The sequence below is a fragment of the Streptomyces sp. NPDC005374 genome (genome assembly GCF_042872225.1).
GTDB lineage: Bacteria > Actinomycetota > Actinomycetes > Streptomycetales > Streptomycetaceae > Streptomyces.
The window spans coordinates 116,336-132,483 of the sequence record NZ_JBIAKA010000021.1 but is presented as its reverse complement, the minus strand read 5'-3'; the positions used below and the strand labels follow the sequence as shown (position 1 = coordinate 132,483).

Here is a 16,148-nt window from a genome sequence, read left to right as displayed (position 1 = left end):
CTCGTCGGTCAGGCGACGGTGGTGTCGGCCGCGGCCCGCGCACGGCGCTGTCGGTGGTCGCGGGCGAGCATCAGATAGCTGCTCGCGGTCCAGGTGTAGGCGCGGTCGCGGAGTCCCTCGCCGGTCAGCGCGTCGAAGTTCTCGGCGAAGCCGGAGATCTCGCACAGGGCGCGGAAGCGGGCGCTGATCTCGTCCGCGAGCCGGTCGTGCCCGGCGCGGCGCAGGCCGTCCTCGATGAGGACGGTGGCGGGGGCCCAGATCGGGCCGCGCCAGTAGCCGTCGGGCTCGTAGTGGGGGGAGCCGGGGTGTTCGGTCGCCAGGCCGTACGCGGTGAGGTGGGCTTCGATCCGTTCGGCCAGTTGGTTGTGGACCTTGGCGGGCAGACGGTCGCCGAGCACGATCGGCATCAGGTCGAGCAGGCTCTCGCTCGGGGAGAGGGCTCCGCCGTGGGCCGGGCGGCTCAGGAACCGTTCGCCGTCCCACAGTTCGTCCAGCAGGGCCACCTGGAGGCCGTCGGCTGTCTCGGTGCGGCGCCGGGCGTCGTCGGCGAAGCCGAGTTCGCCGGCCAGCCGGGCCAGTTCGTCGAGCTGGAGGATCAGTGTCGCGGTGAGGTCGGCGGTGACGGCGAGGCGTCCGGGGTCGAAGGTGGTGGCGTTGTCCCAGCCGCTGTCGTTGCCGTGCTGGTAGTGGGGCAGGGTGGTGCCGGGTGCGCGCCGTGCGGTGAGCCAGAAGTCCGTCCAGCGGGTCAACCTGTCGTACGCCTGGGCCAGTTGGGCCGGGTCGAGAGGTTCGGTGAGCCGTGTGCGCAGGTGGCCGAGGGCCCAGCCGTGGATGGGCGGTTTGACGAAGTTGTAGAGGACCTCGGAGTGGGTGACGGAGTCGGGCAGGGCCCCGCTCTCGTCCTGGTGGTCGAAGGGCAGCTGGAACTGGTCCCAGGCCAGTTCGGGGCAACCGGGGGCCAGGGCAAGGGCGTTGAAGCAATGGTCCCAGCTCCACACCTTGTCCATCCAGTGCTTGGACATCAGGACACCGGGCCGGGTGACCTGGCCGGCCGGGCGCACGGTCGCCGACCACACCACGTAGGCGGCGAGTTCGGCGGCCGGAGTGTCGGCCGAGCGCCAGGGGGCGACCGTGTCGGCGAAGTCGGCGAACGATCGCCGCGCGGCCTCCATGACCTCGCCGAACGACGCCGGGGAGCCGTAGGGCCGACGCGCGCTGTCGAGTTCCTCGACCGCGACCTCCCACGATCCGTCGGCGTCGGCGGCGACCGTGAGTCCGCGGTCCCCGGCGCCCAGGGCCTCGGAACCTGACACCTCGGCGACCGTGCCGGACAGCACGGTGATCCGGTAGCGGCGCCCGGTCTCGTAGGAGGTGAACGTGTGGGCTCCGTCCACCGGGTCGCGGTAGAAGTAGGTGCCGCTGAACGGGGTCAGCGCCGGGGCCGCGGCGGCAACGCGCAGCGACAGACCCGTACCGCGCAGTCGCACGGTGTCCGGGGACTCGTAGGCGAGGTCGACGCGGCCGTCCGTGCCGGTCCAGCTGAGCAGGCCCGGAGTCGCCTCGACGCGGGTCTCGGCGCGGTCGCCCGTCGCCGCGTCGAGGGGGACCAGGCGCAGGACGGCGTGCATGCCGTTCTGGTGCGAGACGAGGTGGAGGTCCTCGGCGTACGTCTTCTCCGCCACCACGGGAGAGATGCCGAACCAGGATCCGTGCGTGCTGAAGGGGATGTCGTGGACGGAGAAGGCCGGTCCGGACGGGGCGGCGGTCATGGAGGCGGTACTCGTTTCTTGAGGGGGGGCGGTCGGTGGTCTGCCGGGTGGTGTGTCAGTCCTTGACGGCACCGGCGGTCACGCCTGCGGCGACGTAGCGCTGGGCGAGGACGAGGATGACCGTGGCGGGCAGGGAGGCCACGACGGCGGTCGCCATGATGGCGTTCCACTGCTGGTTGTTGTTGCCGATGTAGTGGTAGATGCCGAGGGTGATGGGCTCGTGCGCCCCGCCGTTGGCGAGGGTGCTGGCGAAGATGAAGTCGGACCAGGACCACAGGAACGCGAACAGGGACACCGTGACGATCGAGTTGCGGCTCATCGGCAGGACGATGGACCAGAAGGTGCGCAGGGCCCTTGCCCCGTCCATCTGCGCGGCCTGGATGAGTTCGCCGGGGATGCCGGACATGAACGCGGTGAAGATGAGGACGGCGAAGGGGACGGCCAGGGTGGAGTCGGCGACGATCAGGCCGGGGACGGACTGGAGCAGGCCGAGGTTGAGGTAGATGGCGTAGAAGCCCATCGCCATGATGATGCCGGGGACCATCTGGGCGACCAGGAGGAGGAAGCTGAGGGCGCCTCCGCCGCGTGGGCGCAGTTTGGCCAGCGCGTAGCCGGCGGGTGCGGCCAGCGCCACGGTCAGTACGACGGTGCCGAGGCCGATGACGAGGCTGGTGCCGAGGTAGGGCAACTGCTGGTCCAGGACGGCCCGGTAGCCCTCCAGCGTGCCGTGGGCGGGGAACAGGTCCGGCGGGGACTTGCGCATGTCCTGGTCGCGGGTGAAGGACACGTTGAGCATCCAGTAGACCGGGAAGAGCATGGCCGCGGTGAGCAGGACGCCGACGGTCGTCTTCCACCATGGACGGCTGGAACCTGGGTTCATGACAGCGCCTGCTTTCGCTGGACCTTCAGGTAGATCAGGCCGAAGACCAGGGCGGCGACCACGAGCAGGTTGCCGACGGCCGCGCCGGGGCCGAAGGCGGGCAGCAGGTTGCCGAAGCCGAGCTGGTAGGACCAGGTGGCGAAGGTGGTGGAGGAGTCGGCCGGGCCGCCCTTGGTCATGATCCAGATGATGTCGAACACCTTGAGGGTGTAGACGAGACCCAGCAGCAGGGTGATCGCGGAGACCGGGCGCAGCAGCGGGAACGTGATGCTCCAGAAGCGCCGCCAGGCGTTCGCCCCGTCCAGGGCGGCGGCCTCGTAGAGGCTGGTGGGGATGGACTGCAGGCCGCTGTAGAGGACGACGAGGTTGAAGGGGACGCCGATCCAGATGTTCGCGATGATCACCGAGGCCAGTGACCAGGACGGTGAGGTCAGCCAGTTCACCGGGCCGATGCCGATGGCGTGCAGGGTGGCGTTGACGATGCCGGACTCGCTGTTGAGCATCCACGACCAGGTGGACGCCGACACGATCAGCGGCAGCAGCCACGGCACCAGGAACAGCGCCCGCAGGGTGGCGGAGAGCCGGAAGTTCTGGTTGAAGAAGACCGCCAGCGCCAGGCCGATCGCGTACTGGAAGACCAGGCACACGGCGGTGAACACCACGGTGTGGAGCAGGGCGGGGGCGAAGGTCGGGTCGTCGAAGACCTTCCGGTAGTTCGCCAGACCCGTGAAGGGCGCGTCACCCTGGACGAAGGAACGGACGGTGTAGTTGCGCAGGCTCAGGTCGAGGTTGCGGTAGAGGGGATAGGCGTAGAAGAGGGCGAGGTAGAGGGTCACCGGGGTGAGGAACGCCCAGGCGGTCCACTGGGGAGAGGCGGGACGGCGCCGGGTCGTGGTGCGGGCCGGGGGCGGGGCGGCGGTCGCCGCCCCGTTCCCGTCGCGGACCGGCAGCGCATCCGGCGCTCGTGTCGTGCGGTTCATCAACGGGCCTCTGGCACTGGTTACTTGGCTGCGGACTGGGCGGCCTTGAGCGCGTCCTTCGGCGACTGCGACCCGCTCAGCGCGGACTGGACCGCCTTCCACAACTGCTCGGAGATCTTGGGGTACTTGGTGCCCAGGTCGTCACTGGTGCGTCCCTTGGCGGCCCTGACCGCGTCGACCCACGGCTTCAACTCGGCGTTCGCGGCCACCTGCTTGTCCTGGACCTCGCTGGTGGGGGCCACGTAGGACAGCGTCGTGTCGGTGTCGAGCAGGTTCTGGCCGTTGGTCAGGCAGGACACCAGCTTCTGCGAGGTGGCGTAGCGGCCGGTGTCGTCCTGCACCGGGAGGGTGACGAACTCACCGCCGGTCGGGGCGGCCGCGCTGCCTCCCGTGGCGGCGGGGACGGGGATGACGCCGTACTCGAAACCGGCCTTCTTGGCGTTGGCCAGCTGCCAGGTGCCGTTCTCCGCGAAGGCGTAGTCGCCGCTCGCGAACTCCTGCCAGCTGGTCGTCTGGGTGTTGTTGATCACCGAGTTGGGGGCGTAGCCCTTGTCCAGCCAGTTCTTCCACAGCGACAGCGCGGAGACGGCCTGGTCGGAGTCGAGTGCGGTCAGCTGGGCACCCGAGCCCCAGTACCAGGGCAGGAACTGGAAGCTGCCCTCCTCGGTGCCGATCGCGGAGAACGTGATGCCCTTCTTGCCCGCACCCTTGACCTTCTCCAGGGCCGCGGTCAGCGACTTCCAGTCCTTGACCGAGGCGATGTCCACGCCGGCCTTCTTCAGGACCGCCTTGTTGTAGTAGAGGGCGAGCGTGTTGGCGCCGATCGGCGTGCCGTAGGCCTTGCCGCCCGACTGGCTGGCGGCGAGGAGGTTGGGGTCGACCTTGGAGGTGTCCAGCTTGTTGTCGTCGGTCGTGGTCAGCACGCCCGCCTCGGCCAGGGTGGAGACGACCGGGTTGTCGACGATGAGGACGTCCGCGGAGTTGCCCTGCTGTGCGGCCAGCAGCGCCTTGTTCGTCAGGTCGCTGGTGTCGAACGCGGTCCGCTTGATCTTCACGCCCGCCGTGGTGCCGCACTTGTCCAGCAGGTCCGTCCAGGCCGAGCCCTTGGCGAACTGCGGGTACGGGTCCCAGACCGTGTACGTGCCGCTGTCCGCGGCCTTCGTGGAGGTGCCGCCTCCGGAGGAACACGCGGTGGCGCCGGTGGTGACGGCGGCGACGGTCAGGACTGCGGCGGTGAGACGCCGTCTGGCGGATCGGTTCATGGTGGCTTCCTCATGGGTTGTGGCACAGGTGTGCCCTGGGATCGGCACAGGAGTGCCCTGGGAGGGGTGAATGCGGGCCGCTGGGCTCGCCGGACCCGGGCGACGGGTCGCTCAGCCGGGCGGGATGGGGTGCGGAGGGTGAAGCGGTGGGCGCGGGCGATGGTCAGGGGGCATGCGGTTCAGGGGTGCATGCGGTCAGGGGTGCAGGGGTTGCCGGGGCCAGGAGCGGGGTCGGCGGGCCTTGTCCCGGCGGGCGCGGTGCTCGCTCGCAAGGAGATCGGCGGCGCGAGCAGGTGGTGCCGGGCCGGTGCGGCGGGGTCGTCGAGCCGCTTGACCAACAGGTCGACGGCGAGGCGGCCCATCTGTTCCGCCGGCACGTCCGCGGCGGTGAGCTGCGGGGTCACCGTCTCCGCCCAGCGGCCGGCCACGACTCCGGTGACGGAGAAGTCGCGCGGCACATGGCGACCGGCCTGGGCCAGGCCGCGGTAGAGACCGCCGAGCGCGGACTCGTTCAGCGTGACCAGCGCGGTGGTGGCCGGGTCGTCGTGCAGGATCCGCTCCAGACAGGCGAGGCCCGAGGCGGCGTCGTCCTCGCAGCAGTACGTCCGGACGGTGAGCCCGCGTTCCGCCGCGGCCTTGGTGAAGCCGTCCAGACCCCGGTGGGCCGACTCGTAGCCGGCCCGCAGGAGCTGCTCGGGCCGGTTGACGAAGGCGATCCGGCGGTGGCCGAGGTCCGCGAGGTGGTGGACGCAGGCCGCCGCCAGTGCCGTGTGATCCAGTCCCACCCACCAGGTGCCCTCCGGGCGGGCGGTGCGTCCGATGGCGACCGAGGGGAAACCGACCGCGGTGAGGTGGTCGAGCCGGTCGTCCTCGAGCCGGATCTCCATCAGGATCGCGCCGTCGACCCGCCGCTCGCCCAGCAGCCGCTGGAACGAGCGGTCGCTGTCCATACCGCTGGGAGAGAGCAGCACGTCGTAGTCATGGGCCGCGGCGGCCTCGGTGACGCTGCCGATGAAGTCCAGCTGCATGCCGGTGTAGTGGTTCCCGGCGGGCGGGAAGACCAGACCGATGGTGTTGGTCCGGCCGTTGGCCAGGGCCCGCGCACTCGCGTTGGGCTGATAGCCCAGCTCGTCGATGACCCGCTGGATCTTGTCGCGGGTCTCCTCGGACACGGGGCGCTTCCCGCTCAGGGCGTACGACACGGTGCTCCGCGAGACACCGGCCCGCTGGGCGATCTCACCGATGTTCACGGGGACTCCTTGCCGACATGGGTCGAACCGGTTCGAGGATTCCGGGGAACGAATCCGGCCAGATGCCGATCGTCGAACCGGTTCGCGTGAAGTGAAGGTAGGAGCAACCCGGGCGGGTGTCAACGCCTCGAGTCAAAATTCTCGTAACGGCCCGGAAACCTCGGTGTGTCGAGGTGCATTGTCTTGTTTGGCCGAGTGTGCCTCTGTTTGCCGACGGGCCGGATGCCTGAATCTGTGGACCACGGACGCCGTGACCCTGCCCGGACGGTCGGCCGTGCGCGGCCGGGGAAGTCGGTGTCGGGGGGTATTGCCGACCGGTTCCCCCTGCTAGCGTGATCGAACCGGTTCGATGAATTGCCGCGGGGAACGACTGCTGTCGAGGCGGCACCTCTGTCGTCGTCCCCTGCGCCGGTTACGTCCGCCGCCCGGAGCTCCCCCTCCGGGCGGCAGGCTGCCACCGAGCGACCGTCGCGCTCGTACGCGGCGGCTGCAGTGCTGATCCGGCACAGCAGGGATCGGCCTCGTATGTACGGGACGGATCGGATCGAATCGGATCCAGTGTCCGGGACGTCACGGGATCCTCAGTGCGACAACGAAGGACAAACATGGCAGGCGGTGCCGCGGTGCCAGTCGCCGTCACCGGAGCGGGCGCCGAGATCCCCGGCCCCGCGCCCGCTACGGGCCCCCGATGCCGATGCCGATGCCGGCTCGGACGACGGGCAACGGGGGCCGAGGCCAGGCTCGCGGTCAGGTGACCGTGAAGTCGCCCGCTTCCGGTACTGCGCGCACCGGCGGCGTCGGCACGGATACCGCGCCGCCGCGCCGAGGGTGCCGCCGACGCGCTGCGCCTTTGCCGTGAAGGGCGGGCCAGCTGGCCCGCCCTAGAAGAACACTCCGCACCTGAGCAGCACGTTCGCGTACGGCTGTGCCTCGCCTGTGCGGACGATGAGCCGTGCGGTCGCCGACAGCTCTTTGAGCTTCTCGTGGGAGGCCATGTGCAGCTCAGGGAAGCGGCCGTTGGGCCTGCCTTAGAAGAACACCCCGCACCTGAGCAGCACGTTCGCGTACGGCTGTGCCTCGCCCGTGCGGACGACGAGCCGGGCTCCCGCCGACAGTTCCTTGAGCTTCTCGTGGGAGACCAGGTCCAGCTCGGGGAAGCGGGCGTCCAGCAGATCCGCGGCCGCCGGATTGGCGCCCCGCACCTCGTCCGCCGCCGTCGCCCCCTCCACGACCAGCTCGGCGAGCAGCCCGTCGAGGACCTCCGCGAACGACGGCACCCCGGCCCGGAAGGCCAGGTCCACCACGCGCGGCCCGTCGGGGATCGGCATACCGGCGTCACACACCAGCACCCCGTCCCCGTGCCCCAACTCGGCCAGGGCGCCCGACAGATGACGGTTCAGTATTCCGGCCCGCTTCACAGCGCCTCGACCTCCTCCGCGGTCGGGAAGGAGTCCTGCGCGCCCTCCCGGGTCACCGCGACCGCCCCGACCCGGGACGCGTACGAAGCCGCCTCCGCCAGGGACGCGCCGGCCCCCAGCCGGAACGCGAGCGCCGCCGTGAAGGCGTCCCCCGCACCCGTCGTGTCCACGGCGTCCACCTTCACCGACGCCACCCGGGTCACGTCCCCGGAGGAGGTCGCCACCAGCGAGCCCTCCGCGCCCAGCGTCACGACCACCGACCTCGGCCCCTTCGCGAGGAGCAGCCGCGCCCAGTCCTCTGGCACGTCGCTCACGCACGCGTCCCCGAGGATCACCTTCGCCTCGTGCTCGTTGACGATCAGCGGATCGCAGGCCACGAGAACCTCCGTCGGCAACGGCCGCGGCGGCGACGGGTTCAGCACGAAGCGGCTGTCCGGCGCCAGGTTCCGTACGACCTCCACGACCGTCTCCAGCGGGATCTCCAGCTGGGCCGACACCACCCGGGAGGCGTGGAAGAGGCTGGTCGCGGCCCGTACGTCGGCCGGGGTGAGCCGCCCGTTGGCACCCGGCGACACCACGATGCTGTTGTCCCCCGACGGGTCGACGGTGATCAGCGCGACGCCGGTCGGCGCCCCGCCCACCAGCACGCCCACCGTGTCGACCCCGGACGCCCGCAGCGAGTCCAGGAGCAGCCGGCCGTGCCCGTCGTCGCCGACCCGGGCCAGCAACGCCGTGTCCGCGTCCAACCGGGCTGCCGCGACCGCCTGGTTGGCGCCCTTGCCCCCCGGGTGCACGGTGAGGTCCGAGCCGAGCACCGTCTCGCCGGCCCCTGGCCGCCGCTCTACGCCGATCACCAGGTCGGCGTTGGCCGACCCTACGACCAGTAGGTCGTAGTCGTACATGGATTGACTCCCCTAGTCGGTGCCCCGGGGCGGGCGGCCCGTACCGGAACCGCCCGCCCACCCGTCGTCGTCAGCCCGTGAAACCGGCCACGTTCTCCTTCGTGACCACCTTCACCGGCACCTTGATCGTCTCCTCGACCTTCTTGCCCTCGAGGGCCTTGAGCGCGTTGTCCACAGCGATCCTGCCCAACTGCGAGGGCTGTTGTGCCACGGACGCGTACAGCGTGCCGTCCTTCACCGCTTTCAGGCCGTCGGGCGTGCCGTCGAAGCCGACCACCGAGACCGACTTGCCGGCCTTGGAGCCCAGCGCCTTGATCGCGCCGAGCGCCATCTCGTCGTTGGCGGCGATGACGCCCTGGACGTCGGGGTGGGCCTGGAGCAGGTTCGACATCACGTCGAGGCCCTTGGTGCGGTCGAAGTCGGCGGGCTGCTGCGCGACGACCTGGATGCCCGGGTAGGCCTTGAGACCCTGCGCGAAACCCTGCGCGCGCTCACGGGCGGCCGACGTACCGGCCTGCCCCTGCAGGATCACGATCTTGCCCTTGCCGCCGAGCTTCTCGCCGACCGTCTTCGCGGCGAGCTCGCCGCCGGCGATGTTGTCGGAGGCCACGAGGGCGTCCACCGAGGCCTTGTTGACGCCCCGGTCCACCGCGATCACCGGAATCTTCGCCTTGTCGGCCGCCTTCACGGAGTTGCTCGCCGCGTCCGAGTCCACCGGGTTGACGATGATCGCGCCGAGGCTCGAACTGGTGAAGTTCTGCAGCTGGTTGGCCTGCTGGGAGGCGTCGTTCTGGGCGTCCGTGACGGTCAGGTCCACGCCGAGCTTCTTCGCCTCGGCCTGGGCGCCCGCCCGGATCTGCACGAAGAAGGGGTTGTTGAGGGTGGACAGCGACAGACCGACCTTGGGGTTCCCCGTCGAGGACGAGCCGTTGTGCAGGAAGGAGGTGGCGCCGACGATCGCCACGGTGACGACGGCCGCGAGCCCGTACGTCGCCGCCTGGCGCCCCTTGCCGCCCTGCGAGGCACCGGTCACCGGGGTCGCCCCGGCCTTGCGGCGCAGGGTGTCCAGGAGGACCGCCAGGGCGATGACGACACCGATGACGACCTGCTGCCAGAACGCGGACACGTTCAGCAGGTTGAGACCGTTCCTGAGGACCGCCAGGATCAGCGCGCCGATGAGCGTCCCGGACGCCTTGCCGGTGCCGCCGGCCAGGGAGGCACCGCCGATGACGACGGCGGCGATCGCGTCCAGCTCGTAGCCGTCGGCGGCCTGCGGCTGCGCGGACGACAGCCGTGAGGCGAGCACGACACCCGCGACGGCGGCGAAGACACCGGACATCGCGTAGATGGCGAGCTTCTGCTTCTTCACCCGCAGTCCGGAGAGGCGGGCCGCCTCCTCGTTGCCGCCGATCGCGTACATGGAGCGGCCGATGTACGTCCGGCCGAGCACGAAGGCCGCGAGGAGCCCCATGCCGACCATGACGAGCACGGGCACCGGCAGCCAGCCGCCGAGCGTGTCACCGAGGTGCGAGACGGAGTCGGGGAAGGCGATCGGGGAGCCCTCGGAGATCACCAGCGACAGACCGCGGGCCACCGAGAGCATGGCCAGGGTCGCGATGAACGGGGGCAGCTTGCCGTAGGCGATCAGGAAGCCGTTGACCAGACCGGCCGCGATGCCGGTGACGACGGCGAGCACGACCGCTATGAAGACCGGCACGCCGTGTGACGTCGCGCTCCAGGCCAGCACGGTGGCCGACAGGGCCGCCACCGAGCCGACCGACAGGTCGATGCCCGCCGAGACGATCACGAAGGTGACGCCGAAGGCGAGGATGGCGGTCACGGCCGCCTGGACACCGACGTTGAGCAGGTTGTCGGTGGTGAGGAAGTCGCCCGACAGCGCCGACATGGCGATGACGAGGACGATCAGCGCACTGAGGGCGCCGTTGTCGAGGAGCAGTCGGCGCAGGTTGCCGGCGGCGCCACCGGCGCCCGTAGTGCTCGGATGCGTGTCAGCGGCCACGGCCGGCCTCCACTTCGGTAGTAGGTGTGCTGACGGCGAGTGCCATCACGGAGTCCTGCGTGGCGTCGGCGGCGTCGAGTTCGCCGGCGATCCGGCCCTGGGCCATCACCAGCACCCGGTCGCTCATGCCGAGCACCTCGGGCAGATCGCTGGAGATCATCAGGACGGCGGCCCCTTGGGACGTCAGCTCGTTGATGAGCTGGTAGATCTCGACCTTGGCGCCGACGTCGATCCCGCGCGTCGGCTCGTCGAGGATCAGGACCTTGGTGTCGGCGAGCAGCCACTTGCCGATGACGACCTTCTGCTGGTTGCCGCCGGACAACGTACGGACGTGCTGCTGGAGTCCGGCCATCCGCACACCGAGCTGCCCGGCGATCCGCGCGGCGGCCTCGCGCTGCCCCTTGAGATCGACGAGCCCCGCGCGCGTGGCCGTCCGCATGGTCACCAGGCCGAGGTTCTCCTCGACGGTCTGGTCGAGCACCAGGCCCTGGCCCTTGCGGTCCTCGGGGATCAGACCGATACCGGCCGCCATGGCGGCGCCCACGTCGTGCCCCTTCAGGGCCGTCCCGGAGACCTTCACGGTCCCCTCGTCGTACGGGTCCGCGCCGAACACGGCCCGCGCCACCTCGGTACGGCCCGCTCCGACCAGCCCGGCGATGCCGACGACCTCACCGGCGTGCACCTCGAAGCCGATGTCGTGGAAGACACCGTCGCGCGTGAGGCCCTCGACCTTCAGCAGGGCCGCCCCGGTGTCACCGCGCTCGCGCGGGTACTGCTGCTCGATCGACCGCCCCACCATGAGGCGTACGAGCTCGTCCTCGGGCGTGGCGGCAGGGACCTGCCCGACGGACCTACCGTCCCGGATGACGGTGACCCGGTCGCCCAGGGCGGCGATCTCCTCCAGGTGGTGCGTGATGAAGACGATCCCGACGCCGTCCTCGCGCAGGGTGCGCACGATCGCGAAGAGCTTGTCGACCTCCTCGGAGGTGAGCACCGCGGTCGGCTCGTCCATGATCAGCACGCGTGCGTCCAGACTGAGCGCCTTGGCGATCTCGACCATCTGGAGCCGGGCGATGCCGAGTTCGCGGACACGCGCGCGTGGCGACACATTGACCCCGACGCGCTTCAGCAGCACCTCGGCGTCGGCCTCCATCGTCTTCCGGTCGATCATCCCGAGGCGGCGCGGCTGCCGGCCCAGGAAGATGTTCTCGGCGACCGTGAGGTCGGGGACGAGGTTGAACTCCTGGTAGATGGTGGCGATGCCCAGCCGCTCGGCGTCCTGCGCCCCGCGGATGTGCACCTCCTCGCCGTCCACCAGGACCCGGCCCTCGTCCGGGTGATAGGCGCCCGACAGCATCTTGATCAGCGTGCTCTTGCCGGCACCGTTCTCGCCGAGCAGCACGTGCACCTCGCCCCGGCGCAGGTCGAAGTCGACGCCGTCGAGCGCGACCACGCCGGGGAAGGACTTCCGAATGCCCTCGATGCGCAGCAACTCGTCCTGGTTGCTCACGGCTTGCTCCTGTTCGTCACGGGGTTCACTACGACGTTCTGTGGGGCGGGCTCACCGCAGGAGCGGCGAACGACGAGACGGGCGGGGAGGATGACGGACTCGGGGTGCCGTCCCTCGATGCGGTCGACGAGCGCGCGCACGGCGGCCCGTCCCAGCTCGCCCGTCGGCTGGGCGATCGCGGTGATCGGCGGATCGGTGTGCACGAACCACGGGATGTCGTCGAACGCGGCCAGAGCGAGGTCCCCGGGAACACGCAGCCCACGCGCGCGTACGGCGTCCAGCGCGCCGAGCGCCATCAGGTTGTCGGCGGCGAAGACGACCTCGGGCGGCTCGGGCAGGTCGAGGAAGCCCTCGGTGACCCGCCGCCCGCTCTCGGCCTGGAAGTCGCCCTGGCCGATGTAGGCGTCGGGCAGGTCGAGGCCGTACGCCTGAAGGGCCTCCCTGAAGACGGTCACGCGCTCCTGGCCGGTGGTGGTGGCCGCGGGGCCCGCGATGATCGCGAGCCGCCGGTGCCCGAGCCCGTGCAGATGGGCGACGAGATCCCGTATCGCGGCCCGCCCGTCGGCCCGGACGACCGGCACGGCCACACCGGGGATCCAGCGGTCCACGAAGACCATCGGCGTCCCCGCGCGCACGGCGTCCAGCATCAGCGGGGAGCCGCCGTCGGTGGGGGAGACCAGGAGGCCGTCGATACGGCGGTCGAGCAGGTTCCGTACGTGGTGGTCCTGCAGGGCCGGCCGCTCGTCCGCGTTGCCGATGATCACGCTGTAGCCGAGCGCGCGGGCCTCCTCCTCCACGGACCGGGCCAGCTCCGTGAAGTAGGGGTTCATGACGTCGCTGATGACCAGGCCGAGGGTGTGGGTCTGGTCGGTGCGCAGGGAGCGGGCGACGGCGTTCGGGCGGTAGCCCAGCGCCTCGACGGCGGCCAGCACACGCGTGCGTGCGTCCGCGCTGACCGACGGATGGTCGTTCAGAACGCGCGACACCGTGGCAACGGACACGCCCGCCTCGGCAGCGACATCCTTGATGCTCGCCATCGCCGCTCCACCTCCTCGTGGATCCTTCGTGGAATCGATTACATCCACGCGATGCAGAAGATTGGAATCGATTACACGACGCTTGGCAAGACCCCGAGACCGGATCGTGACGTCGCGGGCCGCGCGAGGACGGAGCACGGTGGAGGGAGCAGGAGTCGTTCCCTCGAAGGGCCACGGTGGGCCGGAGCGGAGGAGTCATGACAGCGGCCACTCACGATGACGTCGCCGTCGCTCTCGCGGGCGACGGGGTGGAGATACGCACCCAGCCCATCGGCGGCGGCATGTCCGTCGGCTATCTCCGGTTGCCGCAGGGCACGGACATGGGACCCGCCCTCAAGGGCCTCGACGGCGACGCCTGCCAGTGCCCGCACTGGGGCTACCTGCTGAAGGGCCGGCTGAAGATGCTCACGGCGTCCGGCGAGGAGGAGTACGAGGCGGGCCAGGCCTACTACTGGGGTCCCGGCCATGTCCCGGTGGCCCTGGAGGACTGCGAGTTCGTGGAGTTCTCGCCGACCGAGGACTTCCAGCAGGTGATCGACCACGTGAAGGGACAGGCCGGCTGAACTGTCGGTGCCGGGCGGTACCGTCGGATCATGTCCAATCAGGCGGGGGCTTCCACGGGCGAACGACGACTGGCCGTAGCCGAGGGTGTCCTGGAGCGGATCACATGGTTTTGACAAGTCGGTGATCGGGCTGGAGCTGCTCCCGCTGTCAGACCTGGCCGGTACCGTCGGATCATGTCCAATCAGGCGGGGGCTTCCACGGGCGAACGACGACTGGCCGTAGTCGAAGGCGTCCTGGAGCGGATCACGTACGCCAACGAGGAGAACGGCTACACGGTCGCCCGGGTCGACACCGGCCGGGGCGGCGGCGATCTGCTGACCGTCGTCGGCGCGCTGCTCGGCGCCCAGGCGGGCGAGTCCCTGCGGCTTGAGGGGCATTGGGGCTCCCACCCGCAGTACGGCAAGCAGTTCACCGTCGAGAACTACACGACCGTCCTGCCGGCCACCATCCAGGGCATCCGCCGCTATCTCGGCTCGGGCCTCGTCAAGGGCATCGGCCCCGTCTTCGCCGACCGCATCACCCAGCACTTCGGCGTGGACACCCTGACGGTCATCGAGGAGGAGCCGAAGCGGCTGATCGAGGTCCCCGGCCTCGGCCCCAAGCGCACCAAGAAGATCGCCGACGCCTGGGAGGAACAGAAGGCGATCAAGGAGGTCATGCTCTTCCTCCAGAGCGTCGAGGTGTCCACCTCCATCGCCGTGCGCATCTACAAGAAGTACGGCGACGCCTCGATCTCCGTCGTGAAGAACCAGCCCTACCGGCTCGCCTCCGACGTCTGGGGCATCGGCTTCCTCACCGCCGACAAGATCGCCCAGTCCGTCGGCATCCCGCACGACAGCCCGGAGCGCGTCAAGGCGGGCCTGCAGTACGCCCTTTCGCAGTCCGCCGACCAGGGACACTGCTACCTCCCCGAGGAGCGGCTGATCGCCGACGCCGTCAAGCTCCTCCAGGTCGACACCGGCCTGGTCATCGAGTGCCTGGCCGAACTCGCCCTGCCCGACGAGGACTCGGGCGAGCCCGGGGTCGTACGGGAGAAGGTGCCCGGCCCCGAGGACGGCTCGGAGCCCGTCACCGCGATCTATCTCGTCCCCTTCCACCGCGCCGAACTCTCCCTCTCCGCCCAGCTGTTGCGCCTTCTGCGCACCGACCAGGACCGGATGCCGGCGTTCCGTGACGTGACCTGGGACAAGGCGCTGGGCTGGCTGAGGTCCCGCACCGGCACCGACCTCGCCCCCGAGCAGGAGGCCGCGGTCAGACTCGCGCTCACCGAGAAGGTCGCCGTCCTCACCGGCGGCCCCGGCTGCGGCAAGTCCTTCACCGTGCGCTCGATCGTGGAGCTGGCCCGCGCCAAGAAGGCCAAGGTCGTCCTCGCCGCCCCGACCGGCCGGGCCGCCAAGCGCCTCGCCGAGCTCACCGGCGCGGAGGCCTCCACCGTCCACCGCCTGCTGGAGCTGAAGCCCGGCGGCGACGCGGCCTACGACAAGGACCGCCCGCTCGACGCCGACCTGGTGGTGGTCGACGAGGCGTCCATGCTGGACCTGCTGCTCGCCAACAAGCTGGTGAAGGCGGTGCCGCCGGGGGCGCACCTGCTGTTCGTCGGGGACGTCGACCAGCTGCCCAGCGTCGGTGCCGGAGAGGTCCTGCGCGACCTCCTCGCCGACGGCGGCCCGGTCCCCGCGGTGCGTCTCACGCGCGTGTTCCGCCAGGCCCAGCAGTCCGGTGTCATCACCAACGCGCACCGCATCAACGCCGGACAGCATCCCGTCACCGACGGCATGGACGACTTCTTCCTGTTCGTCGAGGACGACACGGAGGAGGTCGGCCGGCTCACCGTGGATGTGGCGGCCCGTCGGATTCCGGCCAAGTTCGGACTCGACCCGCGCCGGGACATCCAGGTGCTCGCCCCCATGCACCGCGGCCCCGCGGGCGCCGGCACGCTCAACGGCCTGCTCCAGCAGGCCATCACCCCGGGCCGCCCCGACCTCGCGGAGAAGCGGTTCGGCGGCCGGGTCTTCCGGGTCGGCGACAAGGTCACCCAGATTCGCAACAACTACGAGAAGGGCGCCAACGGCGTCTTCAACGGCACCGTGGGCGTGGTCACCTCGCTCGATCCGGTCGACCAGCGCCTCACCGTGCTGACGGACGAGGACGAGGAGGTCCCGTACGAGTTCGACGAACTGGACGAGCTGGCACACGCGTACGCGGTGACCATCCACCGCTCCCAGGGGAGTGAATATCCCGCGGTGGTGATCCCCGTCACCACCAGTGCATGGATGATGCTTCAGCGGAACCTGTTGTATACGGCGGTCACCCGGGCGAAGAAGCTGGTCGTCCTCGTGGGCTCCCGCAAGGCGATCGGCCAGGCGGTGCGCACGGTGTCGGCGGGGCGGCGTTGCACGGCGCTGGACTTCCGGCTCGCCGGCCGGTGAGGCCCGTCAATGTCGAGCCTTCACAAAAAATGATCGATCAAATGAGTCATGTGGGTCACAGAGCTCTTCCGGAAGGGGCAGGGGAGGGGCAGGATGGGCGAGTTGGCGGCACTCAGTGCCGCCGATA

General features: G+C 70.2%; 11 protein-coding genes and 1 pseudogene. 2 read left to right on the top strand and 10 right to left on the bottom strand.

The genetic code is table 11. The annotated features are described in order from the left end of the window. Nucleotides 1-8: 8 nt before the first annotated feature. The 10 genes and pseudogenes from ACFYRX_RS39660 to ACFYRX_RS39615 all read right to left on the bottom strand — a co-directional run bounded on the left by ACFYRX_RS39660 (nt 9) and on the right by ACFYRX_RS39615 (nt 13,028). The gene (locus ACFYRX_RS39660) at nt 9-1,769 is read right to left on the bottom strand and encodes an amylo-alpha-1,6-glucosidase (protein WP_389111138.1); all 1,761 of its coding nucleotides are present in this window, start codon (nt 1,767-1,769) and stop codon (nt 9-11) included. Nucleotides 1,770-1,824: 55 nt separating this feature from the next. Continuing rightward, nucleotides 1,825-2,649, bottom strand: a complete 825-nt coding sequence (locus ACFYRX_RS39655) for a carbohydrate ABC transporter permease (RefSeq protein ID WP_389111135.1) — start codon at nt 2,647-2,649, stop codon at nt 1,825-1,827. After that, complete coding sequence (locus tag ACFYRX_RS39650; protein ID WP_389111133.1) at nt 2,646-3,629, bottom strand: carbohydrate ABC transporter permease; 984 nt, start codon at nt 3,627-3,629, stop codon at nt 2,646-2,648. The genes ACFYRX_RS39655 and ACFYRX_RS39650 overlap by 4 nt, the downstream gene beginning before the upstream one ends. 20 nt (nt 3,630-3,649) lie before the next feature. Then, nucleotides 3,650-4,891 carry an extracellular solute-binding protein gene (locus ACFYRX_RS39645; RefSeq protein ID WP_389111130.1) on the bottom strand — a complete coding sequence of 414 codons (1,242 nt, stop codon included), beginning with the start codon at nt 4,889-4,891 and terminating at the stop codon, nt 3,650-3,652. A 179-nt stretch (nt 4,892-5,070) separates the two neighbouring features. After that, entirely contained in the window at nt 5,071-6,141 is a 1,071-nt protein-coding gene (locus ACFYRX_RS39640) for a LacI family DNA-binding transcriptional regulator (RefSeq protein WP_389111128.1), read from the bottom strand. 881 nt (nt 6,142-7,022) lie between these two features. Further along, nucleotides 7,023-7,559 (bottom strand): annotated as a pseudogene (gene rbsD / locus ACFYRX_RS39635) (D-ribose pyranase). Next, the gene (locus tag ACFYRX_RS39630; protein ID WP_389111125.1) at nt 7,556-8,461 is read right to left on the bottom strand and encodes a ribokinase; all 906 of its coding nucleotides are present in this window, start codon (nt 8,459-8,461) and stop codon (nt 7,556-7,558) included. Before ACFYRX_RS39630 ends, rbsD begins: the two are co-directional and overlap by 4 nt. A 70-nt stretch (nt 8,462-8,531) precedes the next feature. Further along, complete coding sequence (locus ACFYRX_RS39625) at nt 8,532-10,481, bottom strand: substrate-binding domain-containing protein (RefSeq protein WP_389111123.1); 1,950 nt, start codon at nt 10,479-10,481, stop codon at nt 8,532-8,534. After that, nucleotides 10,471-11,991, bottom strand: coding sequence for a sugar ABC transporter ATP-binding protein (locus ACFYRX_RS39620; RefSeq protein ID WP_389111120.1), 1,521 nt, complete (start codon nt 11,989-11,991; stop codon nt 10,471-10,473). Before ACFYRX_RS39620 ends, ACFYRX_RS39625 begins: the two co-directional genes overlap by 11 nt. Further along, the gene (locus ACFYRX_RS39615) at nt 11,988-13,028 is read right to left on the bottom strand and encodes a LacI family DNA-binding transcriptional regulator (protein WP_389111117.1); all 1,041 of its coding nucleotides are present in this window, start codon (nt 13,026-13,028) and stop codon (nt 11,988-11,990) included. Before ACFYRX_RS39615 ends, ACFYRX_RS39620 begins: the two co-directional genes overlap by 4 nt. A gap of 197 nt (nt 13,029-13,225) precedes the next feature. On the opposite strand from ACFYRX_RS39615, the gene ACFYRX_RS39610 reads away from it, so the two are divergent. After that, nucleotides 13,226-13,591 (top strand): hypothetical protein, encoded by a 366-nt coding sequence (locus tag ACFYRX_RS39610; RefSeq protein ID WP_389111115.1) that lies wholly within the window; start codon nt 13,226-13,228, stop codon nt 13,589-13,591. A gap of 174 nt (nt 13,592-13,765) precedes the next feature. Next, nucleotides 13,766-16,021 (top strand): ATP-dependent RecD-like DNA helicase, encoded by a 2,256-nt coding sequence (locus ACFYRX_RS39605; RefSeq protein WP_389111112.1) that lies wholly within the window; start codon nt 13,766-13,768, stop codon nt 16,019-16,021. Nucleotides 16,022-16,148 lie beyond the last annotated feature (127 nt).